This is a genomic window from Mesorhizobium sp. A623 (assembly GCF_054489405.1).
Window position 1 is genome coordinate 174,179 of sequence record NZ_JBTMXB010000003.1, and the last position, 15,376, is coordinate 189,554.

The window sequence follows — 15,376 nt, forward strand, 5'->3', positions numbered from 1 at the left end:
TGGCTCACGATGCACATCCTGACCACCACTTCCGCCTCGCTCGACGATCTCGCCGAGCCTGTCGATCTGCGGCAGACGCCGGCGGATGTGGTGGCGCTGTCCTTCACCGATAGTGATCTGGCCGGTCTGGCGGCTGCATGGCAGGCCGACGCGCAGCGCTTGCCGTCGATGCGGCTCGCGCCCTTGCGCGATTTGCGCCATCCCATGTCCGTCGATTTGTGGATCGACAGCGTTGCGCAGCATGCAAAAGTCATCCTTGTCCGTATTCTTGGCGGCTATGACTGGTGGCGCTACGGCTGCGACCAGCTTGCCTCCATCGCGCGCGCTCGCGGCATTAAACTGGCGCTGCTGCCCGGCGAATGCCGCGACGAGGACTTGCGGCTGATCGAGGCCTCCACCCTGCCCCGCACCGAGCTCGACGCGCTGCTCGACTATTTTCGCGAAGGCGGCTCCGCCAACATGGCAGCCCTGGTGCATCGCCTAGCGCAACTGGCCGGAACAGACATTTCCGCCGCCGACCCGGTCACCGTGCCTAAGGCAGGCTATTACGAGCCGGGCAGAGGCGTCGTCGAAGCGCCTTGCATCGAGAACAAAACGGCCGCCGTCGTTCCCATTCTCTTCTATCGCTCCATGCTGCAAGCGGCCGATATCGCCCCCATCGATTCCTTGACCGAAGCGCTCCGGCAGCGCGGCATGACGCCTGTTCCCATCTTCGTCTCCAGCCTGAAGGACCCGGCCTCGCTTGCCGTCGTCGAAACCGCTCTTACCACGCTGAACCCCTCTGCCATCGTCGCCGCCACGGCCTTCGCCTCGGGTGCTGAACCGGGCAGCCAGACGCTGTTCGACCGCGCCGGCGTGCCGGTATTCCAGGTAATCGTGGCAACGACGCGCCGCGATATCTGGCAAGAAAACCAGCGCGGCCTCGCCCCCGCCGATCTCGCCATGCACGTGGTCCTGCCCGAACTTGACGGCCGTATCCTGGCCGGCGCGATCTCGTTCAAGGGCGAGATGGACACCGATCCGGCGCTCGGGCTGCGCGCGCTCGCCAATCGTCCCGAACCGGATCGCGTCACGCAGGTTGCGGAGCGCATAAAAACCTTCATCCGCCTGCAACGCACACCGCGAGTTGAACGCAAACTTGCGATCCTCATCCCCGACTATCCAAGCGCGCCCGGCCGCACCGGCTACGCGGTCGGCCTCGATGTGCCTTCCAGCGTTCTAGCCATGCTGCACGACATGAAAGACCACGGCTATGCCGTTGAAGCGATTCCGCAATCGCCTCGCGCGCTGCTGGAACTGCTGGTGCGCGACAGCCACGGTTTGAGCACCTCCGACTATTTTGCCTTGTCCGAAGAACTGCCCGCCGCCGCATGCGAGGCCGTCGAGGCAGCTTGGGGAAAACTGAACACGACCCACCCCCAAATACCCTTCCGCGCCGCCACCTTCGGCAATGTCACCGTAACACTGGCTCCCGATCGTGGACGCTCCGCCGACCGCCGCGCCGACTATCACGACCCGACGCTGCCGCCGCGCCATGAACTGCTCGCCTTCGGCCTGTGGCTGCGAAGGGTGCTTGGCGTCCATGCCATCGTCCATGTCGGTGCGCATGGCACGCTGGAATGGCTACCCGGCAAGACGGTCGCCATGAGCGAAAATTGCTTTCCCGAGATCGTCACCGGCTCGCTCCCCGTCGTCTATCCCTTCATCGTTTCCAATCCGGGCGAGGCAGCACAGGCCAAGCGCCGCATCTCGGCCGTGACGCTCGGGCACCTGCCGCCGCCGCTGATGGAAGCCGGACTGGACGAAAACCAGCAGAAGCTCGAGCGCTTGGTGGACGAGTATGCGCAAGCCGACGGCCTCGACCGCCGCCGCCGCGACCTGCTGGCCAAGCTGATCGTCGAAACCGCCGCGCAAACCAACCTCGCCAAGGAAGCGGGCGTCGCGAAAACCGATGCGCCCGACGAAGCCCTGCGCCGCATCGATGCCTGGCTGTGCGACCTGAAGGATTTCGCCATCAAAGACGGGTTGCATATTTACGGCCGCTCGCCCGAAGACGAGGCCGATCCCTTGCGCCGCCAGAGCACTGCCTCCGAGAAAGACGCGCTGATCGCCACGCTCGACGGCAAGCACATCGCCGCCGGCCCGGCGGGTGCGCCGGCGCGTGGCCGTACCGACGTGCTGCCGACCGGGCGCAATCTGTTCACCGCCGACCCGCGCACCATGCCGACGCCCACGGCGTTCGACATCGGCAAGGCGGAGAGCGACGAAATCGTGCTCAGCTACATGCAGGCGCATGGCGATTACCCGCGCTCGCTGGTCATCGACCTGTGGGGCTCGGCGTCGCTGCGCACCGGCGGCGAGGAAATCGCGCAAGGCCTGGCGCTGATGGGATGCCGCCCGCAATGGGATGCCGCCACCGGCCGCGTCACCGGCATCGAGGTGTTGCCGCCCGCTTTGCTTGGACGTCCGCGCATCGACGTTACCTGGCGAATTTCCGGCCTGTTCCGCGACATGTTCCCGATGCAGATCGCGCTGATCGACGCTGCCGCTAATGCCGTCGCCACCCGCGACGAGGACGATTCGGAAAACCCGCTCGCCGCCGAAACCCGCGCCGCCGGAAGAATCAGCCCGCGCATTTTCGGTTCGTCGCCCGGCACCTATGGCGCGGGCGTCGAAGACCTTCTGTCCAGCGGCGACTGGAGCACCCGCGAAGAAATCGGCCAGGCCTATCTCGCAGCCGCGTCGCACGCCTATGGCGGCGCAAACGGCGAAGGTATTTCCATGCCGGGCGCGTTCGCTGAACGCATCGCCGAGGCCGACCTCCTCGTCCACACCGGCGACGACCCCGGCCGCGACATTCTGGAAGGTTCCGCCGACGTCGCCTTCATCGGCGGCTTTTCGGCGGCGCTGGCAGCACTTGGCAAAAATGCCGACGTCATCGTGCTAGACACCACCGACCCGCAACGCCCCCGCCCCCGCTCGATTTCTCAAGCCGTTTCGCGTGTCGTGCGAGCACGCGCCGTCAACAAGCGCTTCATCGACGGTCAGATGCGGCACGGTCCGCGCGGCGCTTCCGAATTCGCCGAAACGGTCGACCGCCTCGTCGGCTTTGCCGAGACGACGAACGCCATTCAAGGCGAACTCATCGAGGCCTTGCATGACGCCTATGTCGGCGACCGGGAGGTGCGGGCCTTCATCCTGCGCGAAAACCCGGCGACCGCGAAATTCATTGCCGAGCGTTTCCTGTCGGCCCGGCGGCGCGGCCTGTGGCACCCGCTGCGCAATTCCATCGACGACGACCTCGCCGCCCTCATTGCCGAAGCGACAACGCCCAACGAAGTGGAGGCGGTGGAATGAACGCCTTCACCCGGCGCGGCGCATGCCCGGCCCTGTCCGCACCAATGAAGACTGGCGACGGTTTGCTGGTTCGCCTCAATCCCGCAACCGACGGGCTCGCCCCGAATGAATTGATCGACCTGTGTGAAGCGGCACAGCGCCACGGCAACGGCATCATGGAAATCACCGCGCGCGGCAGCCTTCAGATACGCGGCCTGACGGAGGAAAGCGCCCAGCAATTGGAGTTGGAAGTGGACGCGCTCGGTATCCCGGTCCGCACCGGCGTACCGGTGGAAACCGGCCCGCTGGCCGGGCTTGATCCGGACGAGATCGCCGACCCGCGCCCCCTGGCGCAAGCGATCCGCAAAACGATTGCGGATACCGGCCTCTCCTCGCGTCTAGGGCCGAAAGTCTCCGTCGTGATCGACGGCGGCGGCCGGTTGACGATGGATGACATCCTTGCCGATATACGACTGACCGCGCAGCGCCAAGACGGCGAGGTCATGTGGCGCCTCGCCATCGCCGGCAGCGCGATGACTGCCAAGCTGATCCGTTCGATGAACACCCCCGAAGCGCCGAGCGCCGTCCTTTCCATCCTGCAAGCGATTGCCACATTGGGCCTCGAAGGCCGCGCCAAGGATTTGCTGGACATCACGCCCGCCGCTCTAGCGGTCCTTCGCGAAAACCGTTCACCCGTCGCCATCTTTCCTCTCGCCGATGACGCTTTTGCCGTCGGCATTGGCCTGCCCTTCGGATCGATGATCGCAAAAAAAATCATCGCGCTTGCCCGCGAGGCCAGCGCCCTCGGCGCAACGGAAATCCGCCTTGCGCCGCAGCGTGCGCTGCTTTTTCCAAAGCTTTCCAAAGATGCCTACCAAAAGCTGCAAGCGCGCGCCGCCGAACTCGGCTTCGTCACCAGTTCCACCGACCCGCGCGCGAAAATCGCGGCATGCCCCGGTGCGCCAGCCTGCGCCTCGGGCCTGATCGCCACGCGCGAAATCGCCGATGAAATCGCGGGAAAACTTGCCGAATTGTTCGACCCGTCCTTTACGCTGCACATCTCCGGCTGCGCCAAGGGATGCGCGCACCCTGCCCCTGCGACCCTGACCCTGGTCGGCGATGAAAAGGGAGCCGGCCTTGTCGTGGACGGAACGGCAAAAAGCCTTCCTGTCGGTTACAGGCCACGCTATGACGCGGCACATGGCATCGGCCGCGTTGCAATGGTAATGCGCGCTGCTCACCAACCGGGCGAATCCGTAGCCGCCGGCCTTGCACGGCTCGGCATTTCGGGCATCGCTCAAGCATACCGACAGGATTGAAAATGGCCGCCTACGACTATATCCACGACGGCACGGCGATCTATGAGCGCTCCTTCGCCATCATCCGTTCCGAGGCCGATCTTTCGCGCTTTTCGGAAGCCGAGGCCGATGTTGCCGTCCGCATGATCCACGCCTGCGGCCTGGTCGAGGCGGCTCAACACTTCGTATTCTCGGAAAATTTCGTCGCCGCTGCCCGTGCCGCCTTGCTGGCCGGCGCGCCGATCTTTTGCGATGCCGAGATGGTCGCGCGCGGCGTCACCGCTGCCCGCCTGCCCGCTGGAAACGAGGTGATCTGCACTCTACGCCACCCGAGCACGGCGCAACTGGCCAAGGAAATCGGCAATACCCGCTCCGCCGCCGCAATCGACCTGTGGGGCGAGCGCATGGAGGGGGCGGTCGTCGCCATCGGCAACGCGCCGACCGCGCTGTTTTACCTGCTGGAGAAACGGCGCGACGGCGCGCCGAAACCCGCCGCCATCATCGGCATGCCGGTCGGCTTCGTCGGTGCCGCCGAATCCAAGGATGCGTTGGCCGAAAATTCCTATGGCGTTCCCTACGCCATCGTTCGCGGCCGGCTTGGCGGCAGCGCCATGACCGCCGCCGCCCTCAACGCACTGGCGAGGCCCGGCCTATGACCACATCAGCACAAGGCCGCCTGATCGGCGTCGGCACCGGCCCCGGCGATCCCGAACTGCTGACGCTGAAGGCGGTGCGCGCGCTGGCCGAGGCCGATGTCGTAGCCCACTTCGCCAAGCGCAACGCCAATGGCAATGCCCGCGCCATCGTCCATGGCCATATGAAGCCCGGAATTGTCGAACTGCCGCTCTACTATCCGGTCACCACCGAGATCGACAAGGATCACGACGACTACAAGGCGCAGATCCTGGCCTTCTACGAGCAGTCGGCCGCCGCCGTCGCGGCCCATCTCGATGCCGGCCGCACCGTTGCCGTGCTGTCCGAGGGCGACCCGCTTTTCTATGGCTCCTACATGCACCTGCATGTGCGGCTGGCACACCGTTTCCCGACCGAGGTCATCCCCGGCGTGACCGCCATGTCCGGCTGCTGGTCGGCGACCAGCCAGCCCATCGTGCAAGGCGACGACGTGCTGACGGTGCTGCCCGGCACGATGAGCGAAGCCGAACTGACTCGCCGCCTGTCCGACACCGACGCCGCCGTCATCATGAAGGTCGGCCGTAATCTGCCGAAAATCAGGCGCGCGCTGCGAGCATCCGGCAAGCTGGAAAAGGCCGTCTATGTCGAGCGCGGCACCATGGCCAACGGCGCTTCCATGAAGATGACCGACAAGACCGACGACAAGGCCCCCTATTTCACCATCATATTGGTGGCCGGCTGGGTGAATCGTCCGGGCGAACTCGCTTCTGGGATGGTGCTATGAGCGGGCGTCTCACCGTCATCGGCCTTGGACCGGGCAACGCCAGCCAGATCACGCCCGAGGCCACGCAGGCTGTCGCTGAGGCCGAGTTCTTCTATGGCTACACGCCCTATGTCGACCGGCTAGACCTGCGCGCCGACCAGACCCGTGTCGCTTCCGACAACCGGGAGGAACTGGCCCGCGCCAAGGACGCGCTGGTCAAGGCATCGCAGGGCCACCGCGTCGCCGTCGTTTCCGGCGGCGATCCCGGCGTGTTCGCCATGTCGGCGGCGATATGCGAGGCGATCGAGGCCGGCCCGGCCGAATGGCGCGCCATCGAGCTTTCCTTCATCCCGGGCATCACTGCCATGCTGGCCGTCGCTGCGCGCATCGGCGCGCCGCTCGGCCATGATTTCTGCGCGATTTCGCTGTCCGATAATCTGAAGCCGTGGGACTTGATCGAACTGCGCCTGCTGGCGGCGGCGGGCGCGGGCTTCGTCATCGCGCTCTATAACCCGATCAGCAAGGCGCGCCCTTGGCAGCTTGGCCGAGCCTTCGAATGCCTGACCGCGATCCTGCCCGGAACCACGCCCGTCATCTTCGGCCGCGCCGCCGGCCGCCCCGACGAGCGCATCGAGACCTTTCTGCTGGCGGATGCCGACGCTGCCAAAGCCGACATGGCGACCTGCATCATCATCGGCTCGCCGGAAACCCGCATCATCAAGCGCGGCGACAAGCCGGCTTTGGTCTACACACCGCGCTCGGCCACCGGGGCGAGGCAATGATCGATCATTCCGATCAGCGCCTCGACGGTTTCAGCCGAAGGGACCACCGGCAGGGTCGGCCGTCGAACCATGATCACCTCGATGCCCAGCGCCCGCGCGGCCGCGATCTTGCCATAGGTGGCGAGCCCGCCGCTATTCTTGGAAACCATGACATCGATCCGGTGATCGACCAGCAGCGCGCGTTCCTCCGCTTCAGGAAACGGCCCGCGCGCCAGAACATAGGCAGCACTGGGAACAGCCAGCGGCGGCGTTACCGGATCGACGCTGCGCACAAGATAATGGTGCTGGGGTGCGGCCTCGAAAGCCGCAACTTCCTGCCGGCCAAGCGCGAGAAAAACTCTTTTGGGCTCCGTGCCCAACGCAGCGACTGCGCCGGCAACGTCGTCCGCAAGAATCCAGCGGTCGCCCGCGCCCTGTTCCCAACCGGGACGGCGCAGTGCCAGGATCGGCACGCCGGCCTTGTGCGCGGCGTCAGCGGCATTGGCCGAAATGCACGCCGCGTAAGGATGCGTGGCATCGACCAGCAGGTCGATTTTTTCTCCGGCCAGATAGGCGACCAGCCCGTCTACCCCGCCAAAACCGCCGACGCGCGTCGGCGCGCCCTGCGCGACGGGATTTTCAGTGCGGCCGGCCAAGGACAGCGTCACGGAGTAGCTGGCAGCAAGCTTGGCGGCCAGTTGCCTTGCTTCCGTGGTTCCGCCGAGGATCAGAATGCGGTGGGTCATCATGCCTGCTGAACATCAATCACGCGCCGCCTGGCTAAGCATCATCGGCATCGGCGAGGACGGTGTAGCGGGTCTGGGCGATGAGGCCAAGCGGCGGATCGCTGAAGCCGAATTCGTCTTCGGCGGCAAGCGCCACCTCGAACTGACCCACTCCCTTGCCAAGGGAGTGCTCACCCCGTGGCTGACCCCTTTCGATGCGGAAATGCGCGATGTGCTGGCGCTTGCCGGGAATAAGGTCTGCGTGCTGGCGTCCGGCGATCCGTTCCTGCATGGCGTCGGCGTCACGCTGGCGCGCAAGGTGCCGGTCAGCGAAATGCATGTCATTCCCGCACCGTCGAGCTTTTCGCTTGCCGCAGCACGGCTTGGCTGGGCGCTACAAGACGTCGAGACCATTTCACTGCACGGCAAGCCGATCGACCTGATCCGCCCACTGCTTCACGCTAAAACCCGCATTCTCGCGCTGACCTCCGATGCCGATGCGCCGAAGGCAATCGCGAAACTTCTGACCGAAACAGGTTTCGGCCCCTCGAAGCTGACGGTGCTTGAGGCACTCGGAAGCCCGGAAGAGCGCATCAGCACCGCGCGCGCCGATTCCTTAACCATCGAAAATATCAATCCGCTCAATATCTTGGCACTCGAACTTGAATCAGAATTAGACGCGAGAATCCTGCCGCTGACAGTCGGCCTGGCCGATCATCTGTTCGAGCATGACGGCCAGATCACCAAGCGCGAAATCCGCACCGTCACGCTTTCCGCCCTTGCACCGCGTCGCGGCGAATTGCTGTGGGATATCGGCGCGGGTTCCGGCTCGATCTCCATCGAATGGATGCTGGCGCACCCGTCGATGCGCGCCATCGCCATCGAGGCCGATACCGACCGCGCCGCCCGCATCCGCCGCAATGCCGCTGCCTGCGGCGTTCCCGGCCTCGCGATTATCGAGGGCACTGCCCCGCAAGCGCTTACCGGCCTGGAACAGCCCGACACGATTTTCATCGGCGGCGGCGGGACCGACACCGAGGTTCTGGACACGGCCATTCGCGCCCTAACCACCGGCGGGCGTCTGGTCGCCAACGGAGTAACGCTGGAAATGGAAGCGCTACTGCTGGCCCGCCGTGCCAGCCTTGGCGGCGAGCTGACGCGCCTTTCCATTTCGCGCGCGTCGCCCGTCGGCAGCATGCTGGCTTGGCGGCCCGCCATGCCCGTCACGCAATGGAGTTGGGTCAAGCCATGATCGTTGCAGGCATCGGCTGCAAAAAGGGCGTCGGCGCGAATGACGTGCGCGCCGCCATCGACGCGGCCCTCGCGGAACACGGCCTATCGACGGCAGACCTTTCCGCACTTGCCACCGCCCATTTCAAGCAGGCCGAGGTCGCCATCACGGCGGTTGGGCAAGCGCTTCGCTTGCCTGTTCTTCTGGTTGACAGAGCCGCATTACGGGCCGTGTCGCTGCGCGCGCTCACCCGCTCGGAGCATTCTCTCGCAGCCACAGGCTCGCCATCCGTGTCGGAAACCGCAGCCCTTGCCGCCGCAGGGCAACACGCGGAACTGCTCGGATCGCGCGTGGCGGTGGGCGGCGTAACCTGCGCCATAGCGACGAACGGAGCCCACGCATGACTGTCCATTTCATCGGTGCCGGCCCGGGCGCTCCCGACCTCATAACCCTGCGCGGGGCAAGGCTGCTCGCCGATTGTCCGGTCTGCCTCTATGCGGGTTCGATCGTATCGCCCGAACTGCTCCAGCATTGTTCGCCGGGCACCAAACTTATCGACACCGCACCGCTATCCCTCGATGAGATCGAGGCAGCCTATCTGGCCGCACATGAACAAGGCCACGATGTCGCGCGGCTACATTCCGGAGATCTTTCGGTGTGGAGCGCCGTTGCCGAGCAAATCCGCCGGCTGGAAAAACACGGCATCGCCTACACGCTGACGCCGGGCGTCCCTGCTTTCGCCGCCGCTGCCGCCGCCCTTCGCCGCGAACTGACCATTCCCGAACTGGCGCAGAGCCTGGTGCTCACCCGTGTTTCCGGCCGCGCCTCGAAAATGCCGCCGGGCGAGACGCTGGCCGCGTTCGGCCGCACGGGTGCTACCCTGGCCATACATCTGGCCATCCATGCCATCGACCGTGTCGTCGCCGAACTCAGCCCGCTTTACGGTGCGGATTGCCCCGTCGCCATCGTGTTTCGCGCCTCCTGGCCCGACGAGCGCGTGCTGACCGGCACGCTGGAGACAATCGAAGCGCAACTGGCGGCCGACCCGATGGAGCGCACCGCGGTCATCTTCGTCGGGCGCGCTCTGGCCGCGCAGGAATTTGCGGAAAGCTCACTCTACGACGCTTTCTACCAGCGCCGCTTTCGCGGACGGGACGGATTATGAGCGCAACCACAGCCCTTGCCGGTGCTCTCGCCCGCCTCAACGCTCCGCTTCGCACACTGGAGCCGGGCCATGTCTGGCTGGCCGGTGCCGGTCCGGGTGACCCGAGCCTTTTGACGCTAGACGTGCTGAGCGCGCTTGCGCAAACCGATGCGCTGGTGCACGACGCGCTGGTGTCGCCCGAAATCGTCGCGGTGGCTGAACAGGCCGAGAAATTCCATGTCGGCAAGCGTGGCGGCCGGCTGTCGATCCCGCAACGCGACATCAACGCCCTGCTGGTCAAGCTGGCGAAGGAAGGCCGCAAGGTGGTGCGCCTCAAGGGAGGGCACCCTTACGTCTTCGGGCGCGGCGGCGAAGAGGCGCTGGCGCTGGTTGAAAACGACATTCCCTACCGCGTGCTGCCCGGCATCACGTCCGCCTTCGGGGGGCTTACATCCGCCGGCATTCCCGCCACCATGCGTGGCGTCAACGGCGCGGTGATCCTGGCAACCGGCTTCGCCGCCGTGTCCGACGACCGGCCCGATTGGGCAGCCCTTGCCGGCACCGGCCACCCGCTCATCATCTATATGGGCCTGACCCACATGGCAGCGACAATCGCAGATCTGCGCGCCGGCGGGCTGGCGGCAGACACACCGGCGGCCCTGATCGAAAACGCCACCCTGCCCGGCGAACGCACAATCGTCGCCACGCTAGGCACGCTGGCGGAAGCGGCGGAGCGGGAAAACGTGGTTTCCCCCGCCTTGATCGTCGTCGGCGGCATTGTCGCGATGCGGGCCGAACTGGCGCAAAAATCATGACCGCAAAAGCGATCATCATCGGCGCGCCGCGCTCCGGCTCCGGAAAAACCAGCGTCACCATCGGCATATTGCGCGCGCTTTCGCGGCGCGGCATCCGCGTGCGCGGCGCGAAATCCGGCCCGGACTACATTGACCCCGGCTTCCATGCTGCCGCGACCGGCCTTCCCGGTGTCAATCTGGACAGTTGGGCGATGACGCCGAGCCTGCTCAACGGGCTTGCGTCGCAGGCGTCCGACGATGCGGAATTCATCGTGCTCGAAAGCGCCATGGGCCTGTTCGACGGCATCCCGTCAACGCCCGGCCGCACCGGCGCGGCTGCCGATCTCGCTGCCCTTTACGGCGTCCCGGTGCTGCTGGTTCTGGACGTATCGGGCCAGTCCACGACGGTCGCCGCCGTCGCAAAAGGCTTCGCGACCTACCATCCGGACGTGCGGATGGCGGGCGTAGTGCTCAACCGACTTGGCAGCGAACGCCACAAAAAGCTTTGCACCGACGCCGTCGAGGCGCTTGGCCTGCCGGTGGTCGGCGCGATCCTGCGCGACCCGACGCTTTCCATGCCGGAACGGCATCTCGGGCTCGTTCAGGCCAGCGAGCATACCGACCTGGTGAACTTCATCGACCGCATGGCGGATATGGTCGAGGCTTCCATCGATCTCGACGCGGTGATGCGCCTGGCGGCTCCGCTCGCGCCTGTCGAAGGCGGCTTTGACGATGCCCTGCAGCCGCCCGGCCAGCGCATCGCATTGGCGCAGGACGCCGCGTTCACTTTCCTCTACCCGCATGTCGCCGCGCATTGGCGCGCGGCCGGTGTCGAAGTCGTGCCGTTCTCGCCGCTGGCCGATGAAGCGCCGCGCATGGATTGCGACGTCTGCTGGATACCGGGCGGCTATCCCGAGCTTCATGCCGAAAAACTGGCCGCCGCGCATAATTTCCGCGCCGGCATGCAAAAATTCGCTGAAGCAAAACCCGTCCATGGCGAGTGCGGCGGCTTCATGGTTCTGGGCGAGACGCTGGAAGATGCGGCCGGCGAGAACCACCGGATGCTCGGCCTGCTCAGCCATTCCACTAGTTTCTCCAAGCGCAAGATGAACCTCGGCTATCGGCAGGCTCGGTTGCTCGCCGACTGCCCGCTGGGCGTTCGAGGCACGCAGGTGCGCGGCCATGAATTCCACTATGCGCGCATGATTCCCCCCGGCAATGACGACCCGCTCGCCGACCTTTCCGATGGACAGGGCAACCCGCTCGGCACCTCCGGCTACCGGCGCGGCCATGTCAGCGGCGCATTCTTCCACGCCATCGCGAAGGCCTGAACGATGAACCAGCCAAGCCCCCGCCAAGCACTTGCCGACATCGCGCTCAGCCTTGTCTTCTTCACGCGCCTGCCCTTGCCCATCATCAATTTTCGCGGCCGCACGCTGGCGCAGGCGATCTGGGCGGCCCCCATTGCCGGTTTGGCGGTCGCGCTCATCGGTGGCGCGATCTACACTGTTGCGACTTATTGCGGCCTCGCTGCCGCGCCGTCCGCCGCTCTGACGCTGGCCTCGATGGCGCTCGCCACCGGCTGCCTGCATGAAGACGGCCTGTCGGATGTTGCCGACGGGTTCGGCGGCGGGAAGTCGCGGGAACAAAAGCTGGAGATCATGCGCGACAGCCGCATCGGCGCGTATGGCGCGGTGGCGCTCGGCCTCTCGCTGCTGATCCGCTGGAGCGCGCTCTCGGAATTCGGCAGTGTCACGGCTGTTGTTTGCTCCCTCATAGCCGCGCATATGGCCTCGCGCGGGTTGGCCGGCGCGTTCATGCACCTGCTGCCGCCTGCCCGCGCCGATGGCTTGTCGGCCGGTGCGGGAACGGTCTCGCTCAAGGTCGCCGGCGTTGGCGCAGTTCTCGGTGCGGCAGCGCTTTTCTTTCTGGGCATAAGCGGCGCGATCACCGCCCTTGTCCTGTTAATCGCGCTCTCCTTCGGCTTTCGCCTGATCTGCCTGAAACAGGTCGGCGGCCACACCGGCGATACGGTCGGCGCACTTCAGCAACTGAGCGAGATCGTCATCCTGCTTGTCGCTTCCATTTTTCTTTCCTGACTCATTGTTGGAGATTTTTGTCCCATGCCCTTCAAATCGCTCGAAGAATTGCGCACGGCCTGCCTCGACCTCCCGGCTGGCGACGAGAAAATGGCGGCTTCCGCCAGAAGCCGCCAGGACACATTGACCAAGCCGCAAGGCAGCCTTGGCAGACTGGAAGAGATCGCTTCATGGCTGGCGCGCTGGCAGGGCCGGGCCATACCGAAACTGGACCGCGTCAAGGTATTCGTGTTCGCCGGCAACCATGGCGTCACCGCGCAAGGTGTTTCGGCCTTTCCGTCGGAAGTGACGGTGCAGATGGTCGCGAATTTTGCAGGCGGCGGGGCCGCCATCAACCAGTTGGCCCGGATCGCCGGCGCGGAACTTGCCGTCATCCCGCTCGATCTTGACCACCCGACCGGCGATTTCACGCAAACCCCGGCAATGGAAACCGATGCATTCCTTGCTGCCGTATCGGTCGGCTATGACGCGGTGAACGCGGATCTCGATCTGGTCTGTTTCGGCGAGATGGGCATCGGCAACACGACGCCCGCCGCCGCGATTTCAGCCGCCCTGTTCGGCGGCGGCGCGCAGCAATGGACCGGGCGCGGCACCGGCGTCGACGACGCAGGCCTCAACCGGAAGGTTTCGGCCATTGAGACCGGGCTGAAGCGCCATGCCGGAGCGCTTTCCGATCCACTGGCGGTTGCCGCGGCACTGGGTGGGCGCGAACTTGCCGCCATTTTGGGCGCGACGCTTGCCGCGCGCCATCACGGCATCCCGGTATTGCTCGACGGCTTCGTCTGTTCGGCAGCCGTCGCACCGCTGGCCAAGTTGCATCCTTCCGGCCTTGCCCATACGCTGGCCGCGCATGTATCGGCGGAAGCCGGCCACCGCCGCCTGCTTGAAGTGCTCAACCTGCCGCCGCTGCTCGATCTCGGCATGCGGCTTGGTGAAGGCTCGGGAGCCTGCCTGGCCGTCAACATCGTGCGCTCGGCGCTGGAATGCCATGCGCGCATGGCGAGTTTCGCCGAGGCTGGTGTGTCGGAGAAGTAGTTACGCCAGCGCTTCGGCGAAAAAGCCGGTGAGCCGCTTCCAATGGCGCTCCGCGCCGGCCTCGTCATAGACGCTGTGGTCCGGCACGCACCAGCCATGCGCCATGCCGACATAGTTCTCGATGATGTGGTCGACTTCCGCCGTTCGAAATGCTTCGGCCAGACGTGCGGATTGCTCGGGCGGGAAGCTCTTGTCGATGCCAGCGCTGCCGACATAGACCCGCGCCTTGATCCGTGCGGCATTGTGATAGGGGCTGTCACCCGGGTCGCTGGCGAGATTGCCGCCATGAAAACTGGCGGCGGCCCCGATACGATCCGGAAAGGCGGCGGCGGCGTTCAGCGCACGCGCCCCGCCCATGCAGTAGCCGACCGCGCCGATGGGGCCGGTCGCGCCTTCCCGATCCAGTGCGTCTAGAAACGCCCCGGTGTCGGCCTGTGTCATCGCCTGCGTTGTGCCGGCCAGCATGCCGCGAAGCTGTGTAGCGGTCGGATCTACGGCAAATGCAGTCCTGGCGTCGAAGGGGCCATAGGGCGCATTGCGATAGAAGAGATCCGGCACCAGCACGACATAGCCTTCTCCGGCCAGCCGCTCCGCCATCCCGTCGAGCGCCGGGCGCGGGCCGAAGGCATCCATGTAGAAAATAACACCCGCGCCGGCGGAAACATCGTTGGCAGGCCGAAAGAGGCCGGCCTTGGCCATGCCGTCGTCCGTCTTGATCTCGATTTCTTTCTTCGGCATGCCGCCCTCCGCTGTTTCAGGCGATAGATACCCGTGTATTGGCCCGGTGCAAGCCAGTCCGGGAGGCTGCGCTTCAACATTTCGTGCGGGATGTTACCGTGAGAAAGCCGCCATGTGAAATGCCTGCATGTCCGCCGGATAGCGATACGCGGTGCCATAGGGGCAGGCATTGCGGTCGAGGCATCCGCCCGTGCGGCAGGCGTGACCGTTTGCGCCACGTACAAGCGACAGGCATCGTTCATAGGCGAAGCCGCCCACCGAATATGCATCGACAGGACAGGCTTTCAGGCAAGGTTTTCCGACACATGCGTCGCAAAGATGATTCGCGCTCTTAACAGGAAAATCGAACGCGATATCGAACAGCAACGCGCCGCGATAGGCATGCCACAGCCCGTATTCGGGGTGCATGAGGATACCAAGTGGCGAGGGTTTCAGGCCCTCGGCCCGCATCGCCCATTGCTGGAACGGGAGATAGGGCTGGTCATTGGGGCCGACCGCCCGCGCGCCCGTCTCCGTCGCGACGGCCCCGATCACCTCGCGCGACCACCTATCGAGAGGATTTTTCAGGTCGGGAGACTGTCCCTCGCGCCAGCGCGAAAAATGAGGCCAGGACGAGCCGCCCGCCTGCCCAACCAGCAGGACGGACTTTGCCGGCGAGCCGGAAGGACCGGGCGGCGGCTCGTCGTTGGCGTCAAAAACAAAGCCGCCGCGAGCGATCAGCCCATTTTCAGCAAGGCCGGCCGCAATTTCGGCAAGGAGAGCGCGGCCGGGGCTCATGGCGTCAAGGTCAACGCTGCTTCTTGTCGGGGTCGGAGAACG

General features: G+C 65.5%; 15 protein-coding genes. 12 read left to right on the forward strand and 3 right to left on the reverse strand.

The window, feature by feature from the left end:
• The first annotated feature begins 9 nt into the window (after positions 1-9).
• The 5 genes from cobN to ACX3P1_RS04810 are packed head-to-tail and all read left to right on the forward strand — an operon-like array spanning position 10 to position 6,812.
• Positions 10-3,357, forward strand: coding sequence for a cobaltochelatase subunit CobN (gene cobN / locus ACX3P1_RS04790; protein WP_459078410.1), 3,348 nt, complete (start codon positions 10-12; stop codon positions 3,355-3,357).
• A complete protein-coding gene (cobG, locus tag ACX3P1_RS04795; RefSeq protein ID WP_459078411.1) occupies positions 3,354-4,655 on the forward strand; it encodes a precorrin-3B synthase in 1,302 nt (433 codons plus the stop codon). The genes cobN and cobG overlap by 4 nt, the downstream gene beginning before the upstream one ends.
• Before the next feature lie 2 nt (positions 4,656-4,657).
• Positions 4,658-5,290 carry a precorrin-8X methylmutase gene (locus tag ACX3P1_RS04800; protein WP_459078412.1) on the forward strand — a complete coding sequence of 211 codons (633 nt, stop codon included), beginning with the start codon at positions 4,658-4,660 and terminating at the stop codon, positions 5,288-5,290.
• Complete coding sequence (locus ACX3P1_RS04805; RefSeq protein ID WP_459078413.1) at positions 5,287-6,051, forward strand: precorrin-2 C(20)-methyltransferase; 765 nt, start codon at positions 5,287-5,289, stop codon at positions 6,049-6,051. The genes ACX3P1_RS04800 and ACX3P1_RS04805 overlap by 4 nt, the downstream gene beginning before the upstream one ends.
• Positions 6,048-6,812, forward strand: a complete 765-nt coding sequence (locus ACX3P1_RS04810; RefSeq protein ID WP_459078414.1) for a precorrin-3B C(17)-methyltransferase — start codon at positions 6,048-6,050, stop codon at positions 6,810-6,812. The genes ACX3P1_RS04805 and ACX3P1_RS04810 overlap by 4 nt, the downstream gene beginning before the upstream one ends.
• Here the strand turns inward: ACX3P1_RS04810 and ACX3P1_RS04815 are convergent.
• Positions 6,776-7,537, reverse strand: coding sequence for a cobalt-precorrin-6A reductase (locus tag ACX3P1_RS04815; RefSeq protein ID WP_459078560.1), 762 nt, complete (start codon positions 7,535-7,537; stop codon positions 6,776-6,778). The genes ACX3P1_RS04810 and ACX3P1_RS04815 overlap by 37 nt on opposite strands.
• Position 7,538: 1 nt before the next feature.
• Between ACX3P1_RS04815 and cbiE the strand changes: the two genes are divergently transcribed.
• The 7 genes from cbiE to cobT are packed head-to-tail and all read left to right on the forward strand — an operon-like array spanning position 7,539 to position 13,819.
• A complete protein-coding gene (cbiE, locus tag ACX3P1_RS04820; protein WP_459078415.1) occupies positions 7,539-8,768 on the forward strand; it encodes a precorrin-6y C5,15-methyltransferase (decarboxylating) subunit CbiE in 1,230 nt (409 codons plus the stop codon).
• Positions 8,765-9,151 (forward strand): cobalamin biosynthesis protein, encoded by a 387-nt coding sequence (locus ACX3P1_RS04825; RefSeq protein ID WP_459078416.1) that lies wholly within the window; start codon positions 8,765-8,767, stop codon positions 9,149-9,151. The genes cbiE and ACX3P1_RS04825 overlap by 4 nt, the downstream gene beginning before the upstream one ends.
• A complete protein-coding gene (gene cobM, locus ACX3P1_RS04830; protein WP_459078417.1) occupies positions 9,148-9,912 on the forward strand; it encodes a precorrin-4 C(11)-methyltransferase in 765 nt (254 codons plus the stop codon). The genes ACX3P1_RS04825 and cobM overlap by 4 nt, the downstream gene beginning before the upstream one ends.
• Positions 9,909-10,706, forward strand: coding sequence for a uroporphyrinogen-III C-methyltransferase (cobA, locus tag ACX3P1_RS04835; protein WP_459078418.1), 798 nt, complete (start codon positions 9,909-9,911; stop codon positions 10,704-10,706). Before cobM ends, cobA begins: the two co-directional genes overlap by 4 nt.
• Positions 10,703-12,016 carry a cobyrinate a,c-diamide synthase gene (locus ACX3P1_RS04840; RefSeq protein WP_459078419.1) on the forward strand — a complete coding sequence of 438 codons (1,314 nt, stop codon included), beginning with the start codon at positions 10,703-10,705 and terminating at the stop codon, positions 12,014-12,016. The genes cobA and ACX3P1_RS04840 overlap by 4 nt, the downstream gene beginning before the upstream one ends.
• 3 nt (positions 12,017-12,019) lie before the next feature.
• On the forward strand, positions 12,020-12,784 hold the full coding sequence (locus ACX3P1_RS04845; RefSeq protein ID WP_459078420.1) for an adenosylcobinamide-GDP ribazoletransferase: 765 nt from the start codon (positions 12,020-12,022) through the stop codon (positions 12,782-12,784).
• Between the two features lie 24 nt (positions 12,785-12,808).
• The gene (cobT, locus tag ACX3P1_RS04850; protein ID WP_459078421.1) at positions 12,809-13,819 is read left to right on the forward strand and encodes a nicotinate-nucleotide--dimethylbenzimidazole phosphoribosyltransferase; all 1,011 of its coding nucleotides are present in this window, start codon (positions 12,809-12,811) and stop codon (positions 13,817-13,819) included.
• Here the strand turns inward: cobT and ACX3P1_RS04855 are convergent, their stop codons facing one another.
• A complete protein-coding gene (locus tag ACX3P1_RS04855; RefSeq protein WP_459078422.1) occupies positions 13,820-14,557 on the reverse strand; it encodes a dienelactone hydrolase family protein in 738 nt (245 codons plus the stop codon). It lies immediately after the preceding gene.
• 93 nt (positions 14,558-14,650) lie between these two features.
• The gene (locus tag ACX3P1_RS04860) at positions 14,651-15,334 is read right to left on the reverse strand and encodes a hypothetical protein (protein WP_459078423.1); all 684 of its coding nucleotides are present in this window, start codon (positions 15,332-15,334) and stop codon (positions 14,651-14,653) included.
• Between the last annotated feature and the right edge of the window lie 42 nt (positions 15,335-15,376).

Excerpts from the sequence above, each read along its gene's own strand:
- cobN (WP_459078410.1), top strand. The coding sequence starts at position 10 with ATGCACATCCTGACCACCACTTCCGCCTCGCTCGACGATCTCGCCGAG.
- cobG (WP_459078411.1), top strand. The coding sequence starts at position 3,354 with ATGAACGCCTTCACCCGGCGCGGCGCATGCCCGGCCCTGTCCGCACCA.
- ACX3P1_RS04800 (WP_459078412.1), top strand. The coding sequence starts at position 4,658 with ATGGCCGCCTACGACTATATCCACGACGGCACGGCGATCTATGAGCGC.
- ACX3P1_RS04805 (WP_459078413.1), top strand. The coding sequence starts at position 5,287 with ATGACCACATCAGCACAAGGCCGCCTGATCGGCGTCGGCACCGGCCCC.
- ACX3P1_RS04810 (WP_459078414.1), top strand. The coding sequence starts at position 6,048 with ATGAGCGGGCGTCTCACCGTCATCGGCCTTGGACCGGGCAACGCCAGC.
- ACX3P1_RS04815 (WP_459078560.1), bottom strand. The coding sequence starts at position 7,537 with ATGACCCACCGCATTCTGATCCTCGGCGGAACCACGGAAGCAAGGCAA.
- cbiE (WP_459078415.1), top strand. The coding sequence starts at position 7,539 with ATGCCTGCTGAACATCAATCACGCGCCGCCTGGCTAAGCATCATCGGC.
- ACX3P1_RS04825 (WP_459078416.1), top strand. The coding sequence starts at position 8,765 with ATGATCGTTGCAGGCATCGGCTGCAAAAAGGGCGTCGGCGCGAATGAC.
- cobM (WP_459078417.1), top strand. The coding sequence starts at position 9,148 with ATGACTGTCCATTTCATCGGTGCCGGCCCGGGCGCTCCCGACCTCATA.
- cobA (WP_459078418.1), top strand. The coding sequence starts at position 9,909 with ATGAGCGCAACCACAGCCCTTGCCGGTGCTCTCGCCCGCCTCAACGCT.
- ACX3P1_RS04840 (WP_459078419.1), top strand. The coding sequence starts at position 10,703 with ATGACCGCAAAAGCGATCATCATCGGCGCGCCGCGCTCCGGCTCCGGA.
- ACX3P1_RS04845 (WP_459078420.1), top strand. The coding sequence starts at position 12,020 with ATGAACCAGCCAAGCCCCCGCCAAGCACTTGCCGACATCGCGCTCAGC.
- cobT (WP_459078421.1), top strand. The coding sequence starts at position 12,809 with ATGCCCTTCAAATCGCTCGAAGAATTGCGCACGGCCTGCCTCGACCTC.
- ACX3P1_RS04855 (WP_459078422.1), bottom strand. The coding sequence starts at position 14,557 with ATGCCGAAGAAAGAAATCGAGATCAAGACGGACGACGGCATGGCCAAG.
- ACX3P1_RS04860 (WP_459078423.1), bottom strand. The coding sequence starts at position 15,334 with ATGAGCCCCGGCCGCGCTCTCCTTGCCGAAATTGCGGCCGGCCTTGCT.